Annotated in this window: 14 protein-coding genes and 1 pseudogene; 7 read left to right on the forward strand and 8 right to left on the reverse strand. The window is 76.4% G+C overall.

What is annotated here, in order from left to right; all coding sequences use genetic code 11:
• Positions 1–21: 21 nt before the first annotated feature.
• The 4 genes from ACIQTO_RS21290 to ACIQTO_RS21305 all read right to left on the reverse strand — a co-directional run bounded on the left by ACIQTO_RS21290 (position 22) and on the right by ACIQTO_RS21305 (position 4,015).
• A complete protein-coding gene (locus tag ACIQTO_RS21290; protein ID WP_402390124.1) occupies positions 22–1,116 on the reverse strand; it encodes a PP2C family protein-serine/threonine phosphatase in 1,095 nt (364 codons plus the stop codon).
• Positions 1,117–1,306: 190 nt separating this feature from the next.
• A complete protein-coding gene (locus ACIQTO_RS21295; protein ID WP_402390127.1) occupies positions 1,307–1,729 on the reverse strand; it encodes a MarR family winged helix-turn-helix transcriptional regulator in 423 nt (140 codons plus the stop codon).
• Positions 1,730–1,844: 115 nt separating this feature from the next.
• Positions 1,845–3,134, reverse strand: coding sequence for a M48 family metalloprotease (locus ACIQTO_RS21300; protein WP_402390130.1), 1,290 nt, complete (start codon positions 3,132–3,134; stop codon positions 1,845–1,847).
• A gap of 116 nt (positions 3,135–3,250) precedes the next feature.
• Entirely contained in the window at positions 3,251–4,015 is a 765-nt protein-coding gene (locus ACIQTO_RS21305) for a universal stress protein (protein ID WP_402390132.1), read from the reverse strand.
• A 284-nt stretch (positions 4,016–4,299) separates the two neighbouring features.
• On the opposite strand from ACIQTO_RS21305, the gene ACIQTO_RS21310 reads away from it, so the two are divergent.
• The 3 genes from ACIQTO_RS21310 (at position 4,300) to ACIQTO_RS21320 (ending at position 7,307) form a co-directional block, all read left to right on the forward strand.
• A complete protein-coding gene (locus ACIQTO_RS21310; protein WP_402390135.1) occupies positions 4,300–5,007 on the forward strand; it encodes a M24 family metallopeptidase in 708 nt (235 codons plus the stop codon).
• Positions 5,008–5,141: 134 nt separating this feature from the next.
• Complete coding sequence (locus ACIQTO_RS21315) at positions 5,142–6,269, forward strand: CapA family protein (protein WP_402390137.1); 1,128 nt, start codon at positions 5,142–5,144, stop codon at positions 6,267–6,269.
• A gap of 480 nt (positions 6,270–6,749) precedes the next feature.
• Positions 6,750–7,307, forward strand: a complete 558-nt coding sequence (locus ACIQTO_RS21320) for an NUDIX domain-containing protein (RefSeq protein ID WP_402390140.1) — start codon at positions 6,750–6,752, stop codon at positions 7,305–7,307.
• Here the strand turns inward: ACIQTO_RS21320 and ACIQTO_RS21325 are convergent.
• The 4 genes and pseudogenes from ACIQTO_RS21325 to ACIQTO_RS21340 all read right to left on the reverse strand — a co-directional run.
• Positions 7,274–7,417 (reverse strand): annotated as a pseudogene (locus ACIQTO_RS21325) (siderophore-interacting protein); the annotation flags it as partial. The gene ACIQTO_RS21320 and the pseudogene ACIQTO_RS21325 sit on opposite strands and share 34 nt — an antisense overlap.
• A 308-nt stretch (positions 7,418–7,725) precedes the next feature.
• Positions 7,726–8,121: a TetR/AcrR family transcriptional regulator C-terminal ligand-binding domain-containing protein gene (locus tag ACIQTO_RS21330; protein WP_402390144.1), complete on the reverse strand. Its 396-nt coding sequence runs from the start codon at positions 8,119–8,121 to the stop codon at positions 7,726–7,728.
• A gap of 155 nt (positions 8,122–8,276) precedes the next feature.
• Positions 8,277–9,224 carry a GNAT family N-acetyltransferase gene (locus tag ACIQTO_RS21335; RefSeq protein WP_402390146.1) on the reverse strand — a complete coding sequence of 316 codons (948 nt, stop codon included), beginning with the start codon at positions 9,222–9,224 and terminating at the stop codon, positions 8,277–8,279.
• A gap of 84 nt (positions 9,225–9,308) precedes the next feature.
• On the reverse strand, positions 9,309–9,506 hold the full coding sequence (locus tag ACIQTO_RS21340; protein WP_402390148.1) for a DUF397 domain-containing protein: 198 nt from the start codon (positions 9,504–9,506) through the stop codon (positions 9,309–9,311).
• Positions 9,507–9,963: 457 nt separating this feature from the next.
• Here ACIQTO_RS21340 and ACIQTO_RS21345 point away from each other — a divergent pair, with 457 nt between their 5' ends.
• The 4 genes from ACIQTO_RS21345 to ACIQTO_RS21360 all read left to right on the forward strand — a co-directional run bounded on the left by ACIQTO_RS21345 (position 9,964) and on the right by ACIQTO_RS21360 (position 18,512).
• Positions 9,964–11,139 (forward strand): PQQ-dependent sugar dehydrogenase, encoded by a 1,176-nt coding sequence (locus ACIQTO_RS21345; RefSeq protein WP_402390151.1) that lies wholly within the window; start codon positions 9,964–9,966, stop codon positions 11,137–11,139.
• 256 nt (positions 11,140–11,395) lie between these two features.
• Positions 11,396–12,253, forward strand: a complete 858-nt coding sequence (locus ACIQTO_RS21350) for a DUF4132 domain-containing protein (RefSeq protein WP_402390153.1) — start codon at positions 11,396–11,398, stop codon at positions 12,251–12,253.
• Entirely contained in the window at positions 12,250–17,361 is a 5,112-nt protein-coding gene (locus ACIQTO_RS21355; protein WP_402390156.1) for a hypothetical protein, read from the forward strand. The genes ACIQTO_RS21350 and ACIQTO_RS21355 overlap by 4 nt, the downstream gene beginning before the upstream one ends.
• Positions 17,358–18,512 (forward strand): AAA family ATPase, encoded by a 1,155-nt coding sequence (locus ACIQTO_RS21360; RefSeq protein ID WP_402390159.1) that lies wholly within the window; start codon positions 17,358–17,360, stop codon positions 18,510–18,512. Before ACIQTO_RS21355 ends, ACIQTO_RS21360 begins: the two co-directional genes overlap by 4 nt.
• Positions 18,513–18,514 lie beyond the last annotated feature (2 nt).

The raw sequence follows: 18,514 nt of genomic DNA on the forward strand, positions 1-18,514 counted from the left end.
GCCGTCACGGCCGGGCCGGGTTCAGCCGAGGCGCTCCACCGCGACGATCGCCGCGTCGTCGTCCAGCCGCCCGCCCGCGTGGGCCAGCAGGTCGCGGCGCACGTGCCGGACCAGGGCGTCCGGGCGGTCGGCGGCCCAGGCCGTGACGCGCTCGGTGAGCGGGTAGAACCGCCGCTTGGGGTCGCGGGCCTCGATCACCCCGTCGGTGTAGATCAGCAGCCGGTCGCCGGGCAGGAAGGGGAACTCGTCCACCTCGTAGCCGCCGGGGGCCAGCTCGCCGAGCCCGAGCGGCGGCGCGGGACGGCGCGCGTTCAGCGCGGTGACACCGTCGGCCCGCAGCAGCAGCGGGGGCGGGTGGCCGCAGTCGATCAGACGGATCACCGAGCCGTCGTCCGGGATGTCCAGGATGACGGCGGTGATGAACGACTCGCCGCTGTCGTTCGCGTCCGCCCGGCCGGCGCGGCCGGACTCGCGGTCCTCCCGCCCAGCGCGGTCCTGCTCGTCGAGCTGGGCGAGGCCCCAGCGGACGCTCCCGTCCAGATAGCCGGCGAGTTCGGTGAGGTCGGCGTGCAGGTGGGCGGCCGCGCGGAAGGCACCCAGCAGCAGGGCGGCGTCGCCGAGCGAGGCGAGGCCCTTGCCGCGGACGTCGCCGACCAGCAGCCGGGTGCCGCCTGCGGTGCGGGCCGCCGCGTAGAGGTCGCCGCCGACCTGTGCCTCGGCCTCGGCGGCGAGGTAGACGGAGGCGAGGCGCAACTGCCCGATCCGGTCCGGCAGCGGACGCAGCAGGACGCGCTGGGCCGCCTCGGAGACGGAGCGGACCTGGGCCAGCTCGCGCTCGTGGCGGTCGCGCAGCACCCGCAGGCCGACGATCAGCGCCGAGACGACGACCTGCGCGCCGAGCTGCGTCTCGTGGTTGGGCGTGGTGAGGCCGTCGCGCAGGGCGCCGATGACGGTGAGGGCGGCGAGTGCGAGCAGGGCGACCAGGGCGGTGGTCCGCGCGCCCGCGAAGGAGGCGGTGATCGCGGGGGCGACGATCAGCAGCGGTCCGAGGTGGATCGTCGGCGGCGACAGGATGTCGACCACGGTGATCACCACGATCAGCGCGAGCGGGAGCACCGTCAGCGTGTGGCGGCCGGGCCGCCACGACGGGCGGCGGTCACGGGGACGCGGCCGAAGTGGCACCTCTCCTCTGTACACCGTCCGGGTGGTGCCCCGCACCCCGGGCGGGCCCGCGCGGGGCGGTCGGAGGTCGCGCGGGGTGGTCGGAGGTCGGGCGGGAGGGCGGCCGGGCCGGGTGCCGGGCGGCTCAGTCCTCGGCGCCGTAGCGGGCGAGGTAGCCGGCGAAGCGCGCGACGTCCTCGTCGGACCAGTCGGTGAAGCGGGCGGTGAAGGCGACCCGGCGCTGCTCGCCGGCCATGCGCAACAGGGTGAGGCCGGCCTCGGTGGCGCGCAGGATCTGGCCGCGCTGGTCGTCCGGATCGGTCTCGCGGCGCAGCAGGCCGAGCTTCTCCAGCGCGGTGACCTGGCGGCTGACCGTGGACTTGTCGAGCATGAAGTACGCGGCGACGTCGGCGGCCCGGCAGCCGCCGCGCTCGTTGATCAGGTCGAGGATGCTGTAGGTGACCAGGGAGAGGTCCGGGTGCAGCTGGGAGGCCTTGTGCCGGGCGCGCCGGGCGAAGGCGGTCAGCTCGCGCTGGATGGTGTCGATCGATGTCTCGCGGCCGGGCACGGCGGTCCTACCTCCTCGGTAATTTGTTGCACTATACAACGATATTGGCCGCGGCCGCGCTCCGCCGCGCCCGGTGTCGCGTCCCGTCGCGGCGGGCCCGGGCGGCGGGCCGGGCTCAGCCGGCCCGCGGGCCGTCGGCCGGCACTCCGCCGTGCGGAGCCCCGTTCCCGCCGGTCCGGCCGGCCGGCGCCCCGCCGTCCGGAGTGCCGGTGGCCGCCGCGGCCTGCCAGGCGCGGGCGGCCGCGATCCGGCGGGTCGCACTCGGATGAGTGGCGAACAGTAGCTCAAGCAGCCGCGGCGGGTCGACATCGGACACGTTGGCCAGTGCCAGTCTGCGCTGCATGGCGATGAACTGCTCGGCATCCGAGGTCAGTTCGAGGGCGTGCCGATCCGCCCGGGTCTCGATCCGGCGGCTCACCGCGCACTGGACCGGCCCCGACAGGGCGCCCAGCAGGGCCGCGCAGGCCGCCAGCAGCGGCAGTGCGCGCGGATCCGCCGCGTCCGCCGCCCCCGCCGCCGACAGCAGCGGCCCCCAGCCGGTCAGCAGACCGAGCAGGCAGACCACCGCCGCCGCGCCCGCCGCGCCCAGCAGCGTGCCGGTCAGCACGTCCCGGTGCTTCACGTGCCCCAACTCGTGAGCCACCACCAGCTCCACCTCGCGCGGCTCGGCGGTCGACAGCAGCGTGTCGTAGGCGACGATCCGGCGGGTCGCGCCCAGGCCGGACACGTACGCGTTGAGGGCCGAGGTCCGCCGGGAGGCGTCCGCCACCAGGACGTCCCGCACCCGGACGCCGTCCCGGTCGGCGAGCGCCAGCAGGGCCGTGCGCAGCGGACCGGGCGGCATCGGGGTGAAGCGGTTGAAGACCGGCTCCACCACCAGCGGGTAGAGGAAGGAGAGCGCCGCCGTGAGCAGTGCCGCCGCGCCGGCCGCCGGCACCCACCAGTACTCCGGCGAGCGGTCGGTGAGCGTGAACAGTCCGAACGCCACCGGCAGGGTCAGGGCCAGCCCCAGGGCCAGGCCGCGCAGCACGTCCACCGCCCAGCCGCCCCAGCCCTGGGTCACCAGCCCGTACCGGGCCCGTACCGTCCGGGCGCCGGCGGCGAACGGCAGCTGCGCCGCCCGGCCGAGGAGGACCAGCGCGGCCGCCCCCGCCAGCACCTCGGCCGTCCGTGAGCCGCCGAACAGGCCGCCCGCGGCCGTCACCAGCCCGGCCCCGGCCGCGGTCAGGCCGAGCAGCAGGGTCAGGCCCAGGCCGGCCAGCCGCCCGCCCAGGGCCCACGGCAGCTGGGCACGGCGCAGCGCGCGGCCCCGGGCGCGCTGGTCCGGGGTGAAGTCGGGGGCGGCGGTGCCGGCCCCCGGAGCGGGGATCGCTGAGCCCGGAGACGGGCTGACCGGGTCTGTCATCTGTCGGCTGTCATCCGTTCGTGAACTGTCGGCCACCGGCTGCCGGCCGCCATCGGCCGGCCGCCGCCCACCGTTCGCCCACCCGGGCCCGGCCGGCGGCTGCCGGGATCAGCATGTCACTCCCGCGCCGGGCCGGTGGCGCCCCGGGTGCCCGCGCGGAGCAGTTGGTGGCCCAGGTCGATCAGGGCCCTCCCCACGGCGAACGCGTCGCCGACCGGCGGGGCCGGCTCGTCGTGCGGGTCACGGCGGGCGCGGGTGTCGCTGTGCAGCGCGGTGCCGTCGGCGTCGAGCACGGCGTGCACCCGGGTGAGGTCGCCGCTCTCGACGATGTGCAGGCTCAGCGGCCACTCCTTGGTGCGGGCGGCCGGCGCCGCGTCGGGCGCTCCCGTGGTGGCGTTCGTCGTCCGCGGGCCGGCGGGGTGCGGACGCACGGCGGTGCCGTCCGCGCGGACGATCACCACCGGGCAGCTGCCGTGCACCGCGCAGCGGGCGCTCACCGAGCCGAGCAGCGTCCGGGCCAAGGTGCCGCGCCCCCGGCTGCCGAGCACCAGGAGGTCCGCGTCCTCGGCGAGCTCCAGCAGCACCTCGGCCGCGTGCCCCAGAACCAGGCTCTCCTCGATCTCGACCGGCCGGTCCCGGCCGGCCACCTCGTCGACCTCGGCGGTCAGGGTGCGGCGGGCCGCCCGCTCGAACCCGTCGTCCACCATCGGCACCAGCCACCCGTAGAGGGACGGGTACTCCCAGGCCGCCACCGCCTGCACCGCGGCCCCGGTCAGCACCGCCTGGCCGACCGCCCAGCGCAGCGCCGCCTTCGAGGGCGCGGAGCCGTCGATCCCGACCAGGATCCGCTGCCGGCCGCCGCCGTTCGCCACGTCGTCCATGACCCGTCCACCTCGTCACCTCGACCTCGGGAGCGTCCACCCCGGGGAGCGTCCACCCTCCACGCTGCGCGTCCGCACGCCCGCCGCGCCAGGGACGCGACGGCCCGGTGCGGCGGGCGATCGGGACGGTCCGTCCCGGTGGCCGGGACGGACCGCGATCCCGTCGAGGCCCCCCGGCCCCGCGGCTACCATCGGTCGGGGCTGCCCGGCCCGGTGGGGCGGGCGGTGGACGTGAGCTGTGGCGCGGCTTCCGTGGGCGCCACCTGGGGAGAGGGGGAACCGGTATGACAGTCGAACCGTCCGGGGCGCAGGAGGCCCGGCGCGTCGAGGGCCTGGTGTCGGCGCAGGAGAAGGCGATCACCCTGTTCGCCGAGATCGAGGCGCGCGGGCTGGTGGTGCCCGGGGTGGGCGAGCGCGAGGCGAGTGACCGCATCCGGGACCTCGCCAACGAGCTGTTCGGCACCACCCGGCACTGGCACAAGCGGATCGTCCGGTCCGGCCCGAACACCCTGCTGCCGTACCGGGACAACCCGCCGGACCGGGTGATCGGCGCCGACGACGTGGCCTTCGCCGACTTCGGCCCCGTCTTCGAGGAGTACGAGGCGGACTTCGGCCGCACCTACGTCTTCGGCGACGACCCGCGCAAGCGGCGGCTCCTGGACGACCTCCCGCGCGTCTTCGCCGCCGGCCGGGACTTCTTCGCGGCCGACCCGGAGATCACCGGCCGCCGGTTGTACGCCGAGGTGGAGCGGCTGGCCGCCGAGGCGGGCTGGGAGATCGGCATCTGGCACGCCGGCCACCTCGTCGGCGAGTTCCCGCACGAGACCAACGACGGGGCCAAGGCCGAGTCCTACATCACCCCCGACAACGACAACCCGCTGCGCCGCACCGACCGGTCGGGCCGGGAGTGCCACTGGATCCTGGAGCTCCACTTCGTCGACCGGGAGCGCGGTTTCGGCGGCTTCTACGAACAGCTGCTCGACCTGGCGTGACGGCGGGCGCCCCCGGGCGGTACGGGTGTCGCCGGGCGGCGCCCGCCGTCACGGCGTCGTGCGGACGGGGCGAAGGCGATGCGGGGGAGTGGCGTAGGCTGACCGCTCTCGCATCGACCCCGGGGGGACTTCACATGCGCCGAGTCGCGGCCGCCGTCGCACTGTCGCTCGGGCTGATATCCGTGGCCGGGTGCGGGCCCGACGACCCGCCGCCGGGCCGGGCGGCGCCGGCCGGCGACGCGGCCGAGCCCTCGTCCGCCGGTACCGCGTCGGCCTCGCCCTCCGCCGGCGCCTCGGCCCCCCGCCCCGACGGCAGCATCACGGTGGCGTTCGCCGGGGACGTCCACTTCGAGGGCCGCACCGAGGCCCGGCTCGCGGTGAAGGCCCCCGAGCCGGCGCTCGGCCCGATCTCCGCGACGCTCTCCGACGCCGACCTCGCCGTCCTCAACCTGGAGACCGCGATCACCGACCGGGGCGCCCCCGAGTCGAAGACGTACACCTTCCGCACCTCGCCCAAGGCGCTCACCGCGCTCAAGGACTCCGGCGTCGACGTCGTCTCGATGGCCAACAACCACGCGGTGGACTTCGGCGCGGACGGGCTCGCGGACACCCTCGCCGCCAAGGACTCCTCGCCGATCCCGATCGTCGGCGTCGGCCGCAACGCCAAGGAGGCCTACGCCCCGTACGTCACCACGGTGCGCGGGGTGAAGGTCGCGGTGGTCGCGGCCAGCCAGGTCGAGGACCTGACCAACCAGAAGTGGCGGGCCGGCGCCACCAAGCCGGGCATCGCCTCGGCGCTGGACAGCGCCGCGCTGCTCAAGGCGGTCGGGGAGGCGAAGAAGCAGGCGCCCGTGGTGCTCGTCTACCTGCACTGGGGCGATGAGGGCAAGGCCTGTCCGACCGGTGCGCAGACCGCGATCGCCAAGAAGCTCGCCACCGCCGGGGCCACCGCGGTGGTCGGCACCCACGCCCACACCATGCTCGGCTCGGGCATGCTCGGCTCCACCTACATCGGCTACGGCTTCGGCAACTTCCTCTGGTACGGCACGTCCAACTACGCCTTCTCCGACGAGACCGGCGTGACGACGCTGACCCTGACCGCGGCCGGCAAGGTCACCGGGGAGACGTTCACGCCCGCCACCGTCGACGGCCAGGGCGTGCCCGTCCCGCAGACCGGGGCCGCCGCCGAGGCCGCCCTCAAGCGCCGCGACGGCCTCCGGGGCTGTACCGGGCTGGCCCCCGTCCCCGGCTCCTCGCGCTGAGGTCGTCCGGATCCCGGGCGGTGAGCGCCTCGGCCACCGGACGCCCGCTGCCGGCCGACCGGGCGAGCCGCTCCCGGACCTCCCGGGGGGTGCGCGGCCGCCACCCGGGCCCGTAGCAGCACCGCGAGTGGAACGTCACCCCCGCGGCGAGCAGGGCCGTCAGTGCCCGCCACCCCGCCGCGTCCCGCCCGCGCGGCACGGCCAGGTCCTGGCCCGCGTCGACCAGGGCCCCACCGCACCGGGCGCACCCGTCCCGGCCCGGCGCGCCGTGCCGCTTCACCGACCGACGGCAGGGCGGGCAGACGAAGTGACGTCGCGAGGTCCGGGAGCGGGTGCACACGCCGCCCACGGTAGGGGCCCGGCACCTCGCCGGCACCGGGATTTCCGGACCGCCGCCGGGGGCGGCCCGGGGCCCGGGGACGGCGTGAGAGGGTCGGGGCGGACAGCGTGGTGGTCGCGGGTGCGGAGGAGAACCGGCCGATGACGGAGTGGACGACGTTCGGCCGGCGGCCGGTCTACGAGTCGCCCTGGGTGGAGCTCTGGCTCGACGACGTCGAGATCCCCGGGGTCGGGCGGGTCGACCACCACGTGGTGCGGATGCCGAAGGCCTGCACGACGGCGGTGGTCACCGATGACGCGGGGCGGTTCCTGCTGCTGTACCGGCACCGGTTCATCACCGGGCAGTGGGGGTGGGAGGTGCCGGCCGGGTGGGCGGAGCCGGGCGAGGAGCCGGCGGCCGCCGCCGCCCGGGAGGTGGAGGAGGAGACCGGGTGGCGGCCCGGCCGGGTGGAGCCGCTGACCCGGTACAACGCGATGTCCGGCATCTCGACGATGCGGTTCCACGCCTTCCACATGACCGGCTGCACCCGGATCGGGGAGCCGGCCGACCGGAGCGAGGCGAGCCGGGTCGAGTGGGTGGCGGAGGAGGACGTGGTCGAGCTGCTGGCCGCCGGGGAGGTGCCCGAGGGGGCGTCGCTGGCGGCGCTCTCGTACTACCTCGGGCCCTACCGCTCGGCGCGGCGGCGGTCGGCCGGCTGATCGCCGGGGCCGGCCGCGCCGAGCGGGTCCGGGCCCGGTTCGTGCAGCACGACGTCGATGTCCACCTCGCGCTCGGCGGGCCGGTGGTGGCGGATGGTGTAGACCCGGGAGGGGGCCCTCGGGGATCGTCAACTTGACCCACTGGGTGGGGTGTTCGATCCCGAGCTCGGGCAGGGTCGGGCCGGCGAGGGTGATCCGGGTGAGGGCGGAGGTCAGCGGGGTGGTCGCGATGACCTCGACGTCGTGGGTGGGGCGGGGGCGTCGGAACATGATGACTCCTGAGCGGGCCCGGAGGCGGACACGGGCCGGAGGAAGCGGAGTTCGGGACGGTCGGGCGGCGGTGCGGGCGCCGGGCCCGGTGCGCGGGTGCCGGTCTCGGCGCGAGGACGCCGGGCGGCTCAGTGCGCGGGTGCCTCGCTCAGCGGGCGGACCCGGCGAGCTGCCGGTCGAGCAGGGCGTCGACGAAGGCCGGGTCGAGCGGACGGCGCAGCACCAGCGCGCGGTGGTGGAGCGGGGCGAGCAGGGCGTCCAGGAGCGCGGCGGCCTCGTCCTCGCAGGTGCCGAGGCAGGCCCGGGTGTGCGCCACGTCGCGGGCGCGGAGCGGGTCGAGGAAGCCGGTGTGCAGCAATTCGGCCGTGCGGGCGTCGAGTTGGGCATGGCCGAGGAGGGCCTGCAGGACCCGGCCGGCCGGTTCCTCGCCGAGGAGGACGGCGAAGCGGTGGACGGAGGCCCGCCGGCCGGCCGGGGCGGGTTCGCGGTGGTGCGGAGTGGGCCTCCGGGGTCGTGAGTTGACGGACTCCCAGGCTCGGCGCACCCGAGTGCATGTGAGGTTGGCCTTGCCTAATGCTGCTGGTCGGAGGGGAGGTCCGGTGCGAGTCCGAACCGGACCGGCGGGCGGCGCACCGGCGGTGGCGCCGACCGGCCCGGGACCGCCGGGACCGCCGGGCGAGGGGGCCCGCCGTGCTGGGGTCAGAGGTCCTTGACGAGTCGGTAGTGACCAGGGCCCCAGCGGTATCCGAGGGCCGTATTGACCGCGATCATCGGGCGGTTGGCCGCCGAGATCTCGGTGCGGGCGGTCCGCACGCGGTGGGTGGTGAGCCGGTGGGCGGCGAAGGTCTTGAGGGCCCGGGCCAGCCCGCGCCGTCGCCAGGGGCGCAGGACGCCGGTGTAGTCGATGCGGCATATGTGGGGATCGCCGGTGGTGCGGGCGGCGCTCACGCCGACGATCCGCCCCGCGCACTCGGCGGTGAACACCCAGTCGGGGCGGCAGCCTTCGCCGGCCACCGCCTCGGCGTACCAGCGGTCGTAGTCGGGCAGGGCGTCGGTGAAGTCCGGGGTGTCGGACAGGGTCTCCCGGTAGAGCCGGTAGAGCTGGAGGGCCGGCTGCGGGGCGGTGGTGGTGGCGAGGGTGGCGAAGCGGATGCCAGGGGGCGGCGTGGCCGGGCGGAGGGCGTCCAGCGTCGCGGTCGCGGTGCGGACGTGGGCGTCGATCCGGTGGCCGCGTGCGGTCAGCAGGCGGAGGAACGGCTTTCCGGTGTCCGGCAGTTCGCCGAGCAGGCGGCGGGCGCCGGCGCCGCGGGCCCAGCTCTCCAGCACGTCCGTCAGGGGGAGCAGCCGCTCGGGCGGCAGGCCCGCCGAGCCGACCACCCGGGAGGCGACGTCCCCGGGCGGAGTCCACGGGGCCCGCCAGGCGGTGGCGTAGGCGAGGAGCTCGTCGTCGGCCCCGGGGGCCACCAGCCGGATCCGGCCGAAACCGGTGAGCGCCCCGCCGGGCCCGGCGAAGAGGCTTCCCTGTGCGGGCAGTTCGGCATCCTGGGCGCGCAGCGCCGCCGGTGTGACCGGCCGCGCCCCGGTGGCGGACAGCAGCCGGGCCAGCGGCGGGTAGTCGACGGAGGGCTGGAATGGACGGTGAATCACAATGTGACATTGTACTAGTGGGTGCGATGGCTCCGTGGCGAAACCGCGCATCCACGCATCCACCACCCGCGGAGCGCGGGTCGGTCAGCGGGCCGGTGCCTCCGCGGCCGCCGCGAAGACGACGAAGTCGGCCCAGGCGGCGGGGGAGAAGGCGAGCTGCGGGCCCGTCCGGTCCTTGGAGTCCCGGACGCGGACGACGGCGGACGCGGCGGCGACCTCGACGCAGGCGCCGCCCTCGGTGCCGCCGTAGCTGGACGTGAACCAGATCGGTTCGTTGCTCATAGCTCCTCCGCCAACGTGCCGGTGAACGCTGCCGACTCCTCCGGCCCGAGGGCCGGCTACCCGGCCTCCCCGGCCAGGTGCTCGCGGCTCACCCGGCCCGGGCGCGCCGGAGCTCGACCTGGTTGCCGCGGTACCGCCAGGCCATCGGCGGTGGTGTGGTGGAAGAAGCGCTCATCGCTGAAGCCCCCCGGGTTCTCGACTGGCGTGCGTCCCGAGGCTAGTGGGGGGCCGGCCCGGTGGGTGGGCGAATCGTTCCAAACCGCACGTCCGGGTGAACCCGGTCGGTGTGCCGCCCCGTCCCGGGCCGGCGTTTCAGCGGCCGTCCGGTCCCGCGGCGTGAGTGTCGGAGGGTGGGGCGCCGCGCCGCTGTGATGAGCTGGGGGCCGCCGTGCTTCCTCCGGTCGGCGCGGCAGCCGTTCTCGGTCCTCCTGAACCGCCCTCCTGAGGGGAGACGCTCGTGCGCAGTCGTGTCGGAGCCGGGTTGCTGGCCCTGCTGTGGGGATACTCCGCCGTCGCGGGCTGTTCGTCGGCCCCGGCGCCCGCGGCCGCGTCGGCCGCCCCCACGTCGGCCGGGTCGGCGTCCGCCCCCGCTCCGGGCGGCGCGTCCGCCACCGGCTCCGGGTCGTCCTCGCCGGGCGCCGCTCCGTCGGTGGCCGTCCGGGCGACGGTCGCCGAGGAGCTGGCGGCGCCCTGGGGTCTGGTGGTGCTGCCCGACGGCGACCTGCTGGTGTCCGAGCGGGACGACGGCCGGATCCTGCGGGTCGCGGCGAAGGACGGCGCCCGTACCGTGGCCGGTGCCGTCCCCGGGGTGGTCTCCGGCGGCGAGGGCGGGTTGCTGGGCCTCGCGCTGTCACCCGGCTACGCCTCCGACCGTCTGGTGTACGCCTACCTCAGCACCGCCGCGGACAACCGCGTCGTCCGCCTGACCTACGACCCGGCGGGGCCGTCGGGCGGGCAACTCGGCACGCCGGAGGTGCTCCTGGCGGGCATTCCGCACGGCCCCCGGCACAACGGCGGCCGGATCGCCTTCGGTCCGGACGGTCTGCTCTACGTGGGCACCGGCGACAGCAGCGACAAGGCGCTCGCCCAGGACACGGGCTCGCTCGGCGGCAAGATCCTGCGGCTCACGCCGGACGGCGCCCCCGCGCCCGGCAACCCCTTCCCCGGCTCGCCGGTGTACTCCTACGGTCACCGCAATGTGCAGGGGCTCGCCTGGGATCCCCAAGGACGGCTCTGGGCCTCGGAGTTCGGTCAGGACACCTGGGACGAGCTGAACCTGATCCGGGCGGGCGGCAACTACGGCTGGCCGGTGGTCGAGGGCACCGGCAACCGTCCCGAGTTCATCGACCCGGCGGTGGAGTGGCACACCTCCGAGGCGTCCCCCAGCGGCATCGCCTACGCCGACGGCGCGGTCTGGATCGCGGCGCTGCGCGGCACCCGGCTCTGGCGCGTCCCGCTCGACGGCGACCGCGCGGCGGCCGCCCCGCAGGCGTTCCTGACCGACGCCTACGGCCGGCTGCGCACCGTCGTCGCCGACCGGGACGGCACGCTGCTGCTGGTCACCAACAACACCGACGGGCGCGGGGACTCCCGCTCCGGCGACGACCGGATCCTCCGCCTCACCCTCTCCTAGGGTCCGTCCGGACGCGGCGGCCCGGCCCGTCCGGCCGGTCGGCGGAATCGGTTCTTCCGTGCGGCAGTTGGCCCGTCGCCGGGCCGCGGGGCGGCGACGGGCCCCGCGACGGCCGCGGCGCGTCCCCGCTGGTCGTTCACTCGTTCGATGGGTTTGAAGGGCGCCGCCCGCAGCCGCCGCCCCCCGGCGGACGCGTTGTCAGTGTGTCCCGTTACGTTCCTCCCATCACAGATCATCAGCTGGGAGGAGAGCGGCCGTGACGTGGGTGGAAGCGGGGACGGGCGGCTATCAAGTCGCGCTCGACGCGGAGGGCAGGGTGGTGTGCCGCAACGCGGCCGGGCGCCCGTTGAAGTCCGTCCCGTCGAAGCTGAACGACGACCCGGTGGTCACCGGGCTCAAGCAGCTCACCGAGTGGCTCGCCGCGCACCGGCGGCGCTGCCTGGAGGACGTCGAGCGGTGGATGGTCCGCTCGCTGCCCGTGCCCGCCGCGGTCCTCGTCGCGGTCTGGCCCGACGAGGCCTGGCAGGAGGTCCTGCGCGACCTGGTGGTCACGGGGGCGGACGGCGAGGTGGCCGGCTTCCTGCGCGGCGCCGACGCCGAGCGCGGCCTCGGCCTGGTCGACCTCGACGGGGACACCGTGCGCCTGACCGACGGCGAGATCCGGATACCCCACCCCGTCCTCCTGGAGGACTTGGACGAGCTGCGCGAGTTCGCCGTCGAGCTCGGGGTCTCCCAGCAGGTGCAGCAGTTGTACCGGGAGGTCTGGCACCGCCCGGCGGAGGTCGCGTCCGGCACCGAGGTCACCGACTACTCCGGCGGCCGCTACAAGGAGTTGCGCGAGCTGCTCGGCCGTTGCGCCCGGCTCGGCTACCGGGTCCGCGGCGGCCACGCCGTACTGCCCGTCGTCGAGGGCGGCCTCGCCCTGGAGGCCCGGGTCTGGGTCGGGGACTACTACGAGTACGACGCGTGCGAGACGGGCGCGCTCAGCTGGGCGGGCCCGGACGGCAAGGTCCTGCCGCTGGCCCAGGTCGGGCCGGTCGCCTGGTCCGAAGGCATGCGGATGGCCGCCGCGCTGCACGCCGGCCGCACGATCGAAGGGGAGGAAGCCGCATGAGCACCACCGAACTGCACGAGCGCCTGCTGGACGCCGGAGCCGTCCTCCCGGCGGGCACGCTGCCCGGCGCCGGGCAGCCCGACAGCGCCGCGGACGTCCTGACCGCCCGCAGCTACGCCCACCCCGCGCTCGACGGGCGCCGCGTCGTCCGGCTCGTCCCCGGAGCGCTCGGGCCCGCCGAGGACCTGGCGGTCGACTTCCTCGGCCTGAAGCCCGCCGAGGAGCCGGCCGAGGTCGGCCAGGTCCGCCAGGAGGCGCTGGGCTTCCCCGCCTGGGCGCTGGTCCACGACCCGGCGAACGGCCACCACGCGCTCGCCCTCGTCAAGGAGATGGAGCGGCTCGCCCGGCAGGCCAAGTCCAAGCCCGGCCACGCCAAGGACGGCTTCGAGGAGCTCGCCGTGCGCCTCGGCCGCGCCGTGCCGCACTTCCTGCCGACCTACTGCGAGGAGGTCGGCCGGATCTTCATCGAGCAGGGCAACCAGACCTACGCCGGCACCTTCTTCGGCAAGGCCCGCGAGGCCGAGCGCAGCCACAGCCTCGCCGTGGACGAGGAGCGGCTGCGCGCCGTCTTCCTGGAGTTCGCGCTGGCCGGCGCGCTCACCGTCAAGGCGCTGCGCCAGTACGTCAAGGAGCTGAGCGGCCGGCTCGACCCGCTGACCGCCTGGCAGCGCTTCCGCCAGCTGTGCACCGAGCGTTCGGCCGCCGGCATGGCCCCCTACGCGGGGGTCGCCGAGGACGCCCGCGCCCTGATCCGGGCCGCCGGGCTGGACCGCGCCGAGCACGAGCAGGCCCTGCTCGTCGAGTTGCTCGCCTCGCCCGCCGTCAACCGGGCACCCGGCGCGTTCTGGAAGTCCTGGCACGGCGCCGTCATCGAGCTCGGCCGGCGCGACGAGACCGTCCGCGCCCGGCTGTTGGAGCTCCTGCCCGACCCGGCCGGGGTCTCCGACCAGGGTGCCCAGGACGCCTCCTGGCTCGCCGTCCTCGCCGAGAGCGGTGCCGAGCGGCTGCTGACCGGCCTGCCCGCCGACGCGGCGGGGGCCGGCGCCGTCGAGCCGGCCGCCGTCTGGCTGCAGCGCTGGGTGGGCCACATCGGCCGGGGCTGGCGCAACCACGGCATCGTCGCCGAGACCGTCGCCCTGGCCGCCCGGATGACCGAGCGGCTGCGCGCCGAGGCCGTCCCGGTGGACCTCTTCACCACCAACCGGCGCAGCCCCACCCAGATCGAGCTGCTGGACCTGCTGCTCGCCGAGGGCGTCCCGGTCGCCGACCCGGCCGCCGGGCACGGCTTCGGGCTCGACGACTGGGTCCGGGCGTCCGGCCCCGACGGCCGCACCCTCGCCGCCGTCGCCGCCGACCCGCGGTTCCGCCCCGCGCTGCGCGCGGCCGTCCCCAACAGCTGGACGGCCGCCGAGCAGAAGGGGTCGGCCGCCCTCCCGGTGCTGCGCGAGCTGTTCGTCGAATGGTCCGACGCGCGGGCCGACGAACTCCTCGCCGCCCGCGGCCTGGCGAGCGCCGCCGACCTGATGGGGCGGCTGCGCTCCAGCCGCACCGCGATCCGCACCGAGAACCCGGCCGCCGCCGAGCGGATCGCCGGCCTCGACGTCACCGGTCTGCTCGCCCGCACCCTGCGCGCCGGCATCCTGGACGAACTCGGCTGGCCCGCACTGGAGGAGGCACTCGGCAAGCTCGGCGTCGAGCCGGGCCCGGCGCCCGGCGGCCCGGCCGGCCGGGAGCTGCCCGAGGGCCTCGCCGCCGAGGACGCCTGGCCGCAGCTGATCCTGGCCCTCGGGAACCAGGTCGTGGTGGTCGGCCCGCAGAGCGTCCTGCTGGAGCACACCCTGCGCATCCCCGACAAGCTGGAGAGCTGGCAGCGGCCCCGGCTGCGGTTCGTCGACGGCGAGCTGCTGGTCGCCTGGTACCGGGAGGGCAAGCAGTACGCCTACTGGTCCGGCCGCCCCGCCGAGCCCTTCGAGCTCGGCGGCGAGACGATCGTGCGCTACTACGGCGGCCGGGACGATCCGGAGACGGCGTCCCTCCCGCTGCCCGGCGGCGGCCGGACCACCGGCGAGCGACCGCTGCACGCCGGTGACACCCGGATGCCCACCGAGCACCGGGTGATCGGGGACGGCACCGGCCACTGGACGGTCCGCCACGGCCAGGCCGGCGCCGCGCTCACCGAGCTGGACCCGACCACCGGCACACTGGGCCGCACCGCCGAACCGCCCCGGATCGCCGCCACCGCGGCCGCCGGCCGGCTCGACCTCGACCGCACCCGGCTGCTGCCGATGCAGCCCGGCCTGGAGGCCACCCCGCTCGGCACCGACGGCGTCGCGCTCGGCAGCTGGGTCCGGGTCGACGGCGCGACGGTCACCACCGGCACCGCCGACGGCACCACCCTCGTCCTGGCCGGCACGGGCGGGCACGTCCAGCAGTTCCCGGTGGGCCGGCTCGGCCTGCCCGGTGACGCCCGCCCGCTGGTCGTCGAGGCGCGCGGCCTCGGCCTCGCCCTGCCCGACGCCACCGGCACCGGCGGCGACACCACCACCGACCTCCGCACCTGCCGGCCCGGTGGACTGGCGGCGGCCGGCACCGCGTTCGTCCCCCCGCTCGTCCACTGGCACGCCCTGCGGCCGCGCGACGAGGCGGGCTCGAACGCCCTGCGCGGCCTGACCGACCAGCAGGCCGCCCGACTGATCGACGCCGCCTGGCCGGTGGACGTCGAGCCGGTCGCCGAGGCCGAGCAGCGCTGGCTCACCGTCCAGGGGGTGCGCCGGCCGCTCGCGGGCGGCAAGGCCGCCCGGCGCACGGTGCCGGTCGAGGCGGTCGGCGCCGTCCTGCCCGGCCTCGGGCACCCGCTGCTGCGGGCCGGTGTCGCCGGGCTCGCCCGGTCCGCCGCCGACCTGCTCGACCGGGCCGCGCGGTTCGTCCCGCAGCCCGAGGCCGAGGCCCGCCCCAAGCCCGGCACCGGCCGGACGAGCCCCGCCCACCGGCCCCGCTTCGGGCGCGACCAGGACCTCCGCGACGCGGTGGGCATCCTGCTGCCCGGCGTCCCGGGCTTCGGCCGCTCCTGGGAGCACGACGAGCAGTGGCGGGTGCTGGGCAACCTGCGCACCGTCCTCGCCGTCCTCGCCGACCCGCCGCCGGCGCCCCCGGGCACCGACGGCTGGTCCACCCCGCTCCAGGTCGAACTGGAGGGGGACGACAACCACCACGGCTGGCTGCACGCCCTCGGCCACCTCGGCCCGCTCGCCTACGCCGCGGCCGCCCCGCTCACCGGCGCGGCCGAGCGGTCGGCACTCGCCCTGCTGCTCACCGAGCTGACCCGCGGCCCGCTCGCCGACCGCGGCGCCACCCTGCGCGAGGTCACCCTGACCGAGCCGCTCGCCGCCTTCGTCGACCCCGACGGCAGCAACCGCAAGCACCAGCCGCGGGCCGGTCAGGTCCTGCGGCACGGCGACCGCACCGTGGTCCTCCTCGGCTGCCGCCACCACCGTGACGACCGGGTGCACTGGCTCGCCGTCGACCACGACCCGAGCGGCGCCTTCGGGCCGGTCGCCCACTACGGCACCGCCGAGGAGCGGAACACCGAGGAGAGCGTCACCGCCGAGTGGACGGCCGGGTTCACCGCGCTGCTCGCCCTGCACGGCGGCTTCGCCCGGGAGCCCGAACAGGCCGCCGCGTTCGGCGGCCGGACGGGCATCGGCGCCACCCGCGCCGCCCTGCTGCTCAGCCCCACGAGCACCCTCTTCCAGTGGTACGGCAACGTGCTCCCCGCCGACCGGCTCAAGGAGTTCGGCCTCAAGTCCACCGAGGCCCGGGCCGCCCGTGACTGGCTGCGCGGCCGCGACCGGGCCGGCCTCGCCGCCGTCTGGACGGCGCTGCTGCCCGCCGACCCCAAGGCCCTCTGGGTCGAGGGGCCCGACACCGCCGCCGGGGCCGAGCGCTGGACGCAGTGGTTCGGCGAGCTCGTCACCCTGCCCGAGGAGGCCCAGGCCGCCGTCACCGGCGTCGGCATCGACCACATCGAGGACGTCCTCAACCCGGCCCGGACGGCCTGGCTCAACCGCACCACCGGCTTCCGACTGCGCGCCGACGAGGACGGCGGGCCGGTGCGGCTGCGCGCCGACGACCCGGACGCCCTGCCCGGCAACTCCGGCCTGAGCGGGGTGGTCGACGCCCTGCGCTGGCTCGCCTACCACCTGCCCGCCGACAGTCCGCTGCGCCCGCTGCTGCCGCAGGCCGTCGCCGCGCTGCGTGCCCGGCTCGCCGACCCGGGGCTGCTGCTGGACTACGACCTCTACCACACCGCCAAGAACGGGGCGCTCGCACCGCTGCTGCGCACCCGTTACGGCCTGCCGGCCGAGGGTGGCGCCGACGCCGACGGCCTGGTCCGCTGCGGGGAGGCCCTCGTGCTCGTCCCCGGCACCGGGGACGGCGAAGGCGAGCACGTCTGGTTGCGCCCGGCCGGGCTCGACGGTGGTGACGACCCGCTGCTGGAGCTGCTGGAGGGCCTGGGCACCGGCTACTGGTTCGGGAGCCAGCGGCCCGCGCTGGCGGCGATCCTCGACGGCGAGCTGGAGCGCCTGGTGGCGCCGCCGGAGCTCGCGCCCGACCCGGCGCCGGCCGGTGCCGCCGGCGCCCCCGGGGCGGTCCGCTGGGCGCAGGACCCGCAGCTCAGCGCGGGCCGGCTGGTAGCGGAGGTGGCCGCGGCCCACGGCCTCGGCGCGGACGCCGCCGCGCTCTACCTCCAACTGCTCGCCCTGCCCGACCCGACCGACCGCAACGTCGCCCGCTGGACGGGCTGGAAGCCCGCCCGGCTGAAGCGGGCACGGGCCGAACTCGCCGCCACCGACCTGGTGCTGGAGGCCAAGCGGGCCCGGGCCGGCCGCGGCCTCTTCCTGCCCGGCGGCTGGCAGGAGGCCAAGGCCCCCGGCCTGCCGGCGGAGACCTGGAAGGCCGGCCTGTACGAACTGCCCACCCACCGCGCGGTCCTGCCGCGGCTGTCCGTCCCGGAGCTGTTCGCCCGGGCCTGGCAGCGGGTCGGCGACGGGGACACCCCCGGATACGAAGAGCTCCGTACCAGCAAGCGCAGGAAGGCGCGCCGATGAGCACCGCCGTGAAGGACCAGCCCGCCGACGCCACGGCGCGCCAGATCGTCCCGCCCGAGGAGAAGTACGCCGCCGAACTGGAGTTCCTGGCCGGCCACGACTCCGGCCCGCGCCCGCCCGGCTGGCTGCTCACCCCGCGCGCCGTGGTCACCTTCGTGATGGGCAGCGGCGGGGAGAAGCTCAAGGCCGGGCGGAAGAGCCTGGTGATCGAGCAGAAGTTCGTCGGCGAGCGGGCCCTGGTCGAGCGCTGCGTCGTCACCCTCGCCGGGGAGCGCGGCCTGCTGCTCGTCGGCGAGCCCGGCACCGCGAAGTCGATGCTCTCCGAGCTGCTCGCCGCCGCCGTCTGCGGCACCAGCGCGCTCACCGTCCAGGGCACCGCCGGCACCACCGAGGACCAGCTCAAGTACGGGTGGAACTACGCCCTGTTGCTGGCCAAGGGCCCCAGCCGGGAGGCCCTGGTGCCCTCGCCCGTGCTCACCGCCATGACCACGGGCGCGGTCGCCCGGGTCGAGGAGGTCACCCGCTGCCTGCCCGAGGTGCAGGACGCGCTGGTCTCGCTGCTCTCCGAACGGCGCATCGCCGTTCCCGAGCTGGCGGGCGGCCCGGACGGCCAGCTGCACGCGGCCGCCGGCTTCACGCTGATCGCCACCGCCAACCTGCGGGACAAGGGCGTCAGCGAGATGTCCGCCGCCCTCAAGCGGCGGTTCAACTTCGAGACCGTCGGCCCGATCGGCAGCCTGGCCGCCGAGGTCGAGCTGGTCCGCCGTCAGTCCACCGCCGCCGTCGCCCGGGCGGGCGCCTCCTACGCGGTGGACGACGCGGTGCTGGAGGCACTCGTCACCGCCTTCCGGGACTTGCGCACCGGCCGCTCCACCGAGGGCTGGGACGTCGAACGGCCGTCCACCGTGATGAGCACCGCCGAGGCCGTCTCGGTGGCCACCGCGCTGGGCGTCTCCGCCGCCTACCTGCCCGACGGCGGTGACCTCCTCGGGCGGTTGCCGGGCCAGCTGATCGGCGTCGTCCGCAAGGACGACCCGGCCGACGCCGCCAGGCTGCTCGGCTACTGGGACGGCCCGGTCCGCCGGCGTGCCGAACAGGGCGCGGCCACCTGGCGGATGCTCTGGGACCTGCGTTCGGCCCTGGAGGCGTGAGG

The sequence above is a fragment of the Kitasatospora sp. NPDC091207 genome (genome assembly GCF_044768625.1).
GTDB lineage: Bacteria > Actinomycetota > Actinomycetes > Streptomycetales > Streptomycetaceae > Kitasatospora.

Bases quoted from the DNA above. Each gene is read 5' to 3' on its own strand.
- ACIQTO_RS21310 (WP_402390135.1), top strand. From the start codon at position 4,300: ATGACAGTCGAACCGTCCGGGGCGCAGGAGGCCCGGCGCGTCGAGGGC.
- ACIQTO_RS21305 (WP_402390132.1), bottom strand. From the start codon at position 4,015: ATGGACGACGTGGCGAACGGCGGCGGCCGGCAGCGGATCCTGGTCGGG.
- ACIQTO_RS21360 (WP_402390159.1), top strand. From the start codon at position 17,358: ATGAGCACCGCCGTGAAGGACCAGCCCGCCGACGCCACGGCGCGCCAG.
- ACIQTO_RS21300 (WP_402390130.1), bottom strand. From the start codon at position 3,134: ATGACAGACCCGGTCAGCCCGTCTCCGGGCTCAGCGATCCCCGCTCCG.
- ACIQTO_RS21320 (WP_402390140.1), top strand. From the start codon at position 6,750: ATGACGGAGTGGACGACGTTCGGCCGGCGGCCGGTCTACGAGTCGCCC.
- ACIQTO_RS21315 (WP_402390137.1), top strand. From the start codon at position 5,142: ATGCGCCGAGTCGCGGCCGCCGTCGCACTGTCGCTCGGGCTGATATCC.
- ACIQTO_RS21355 (WP_402390156.1), top strand. From the start codon at position 12,250: ATGAGCACCACCGAACTGCACGAGCGCCTGCTGGACGCCGGAGCCGTC.
- ACIQTO_RS21340 (WP_402390148.1), bottom strand. From the start codon at position 9,506: ATGAGCAACGAACCGATCTGGTTCACGTCCAGCTACGGCGGCACCGAG.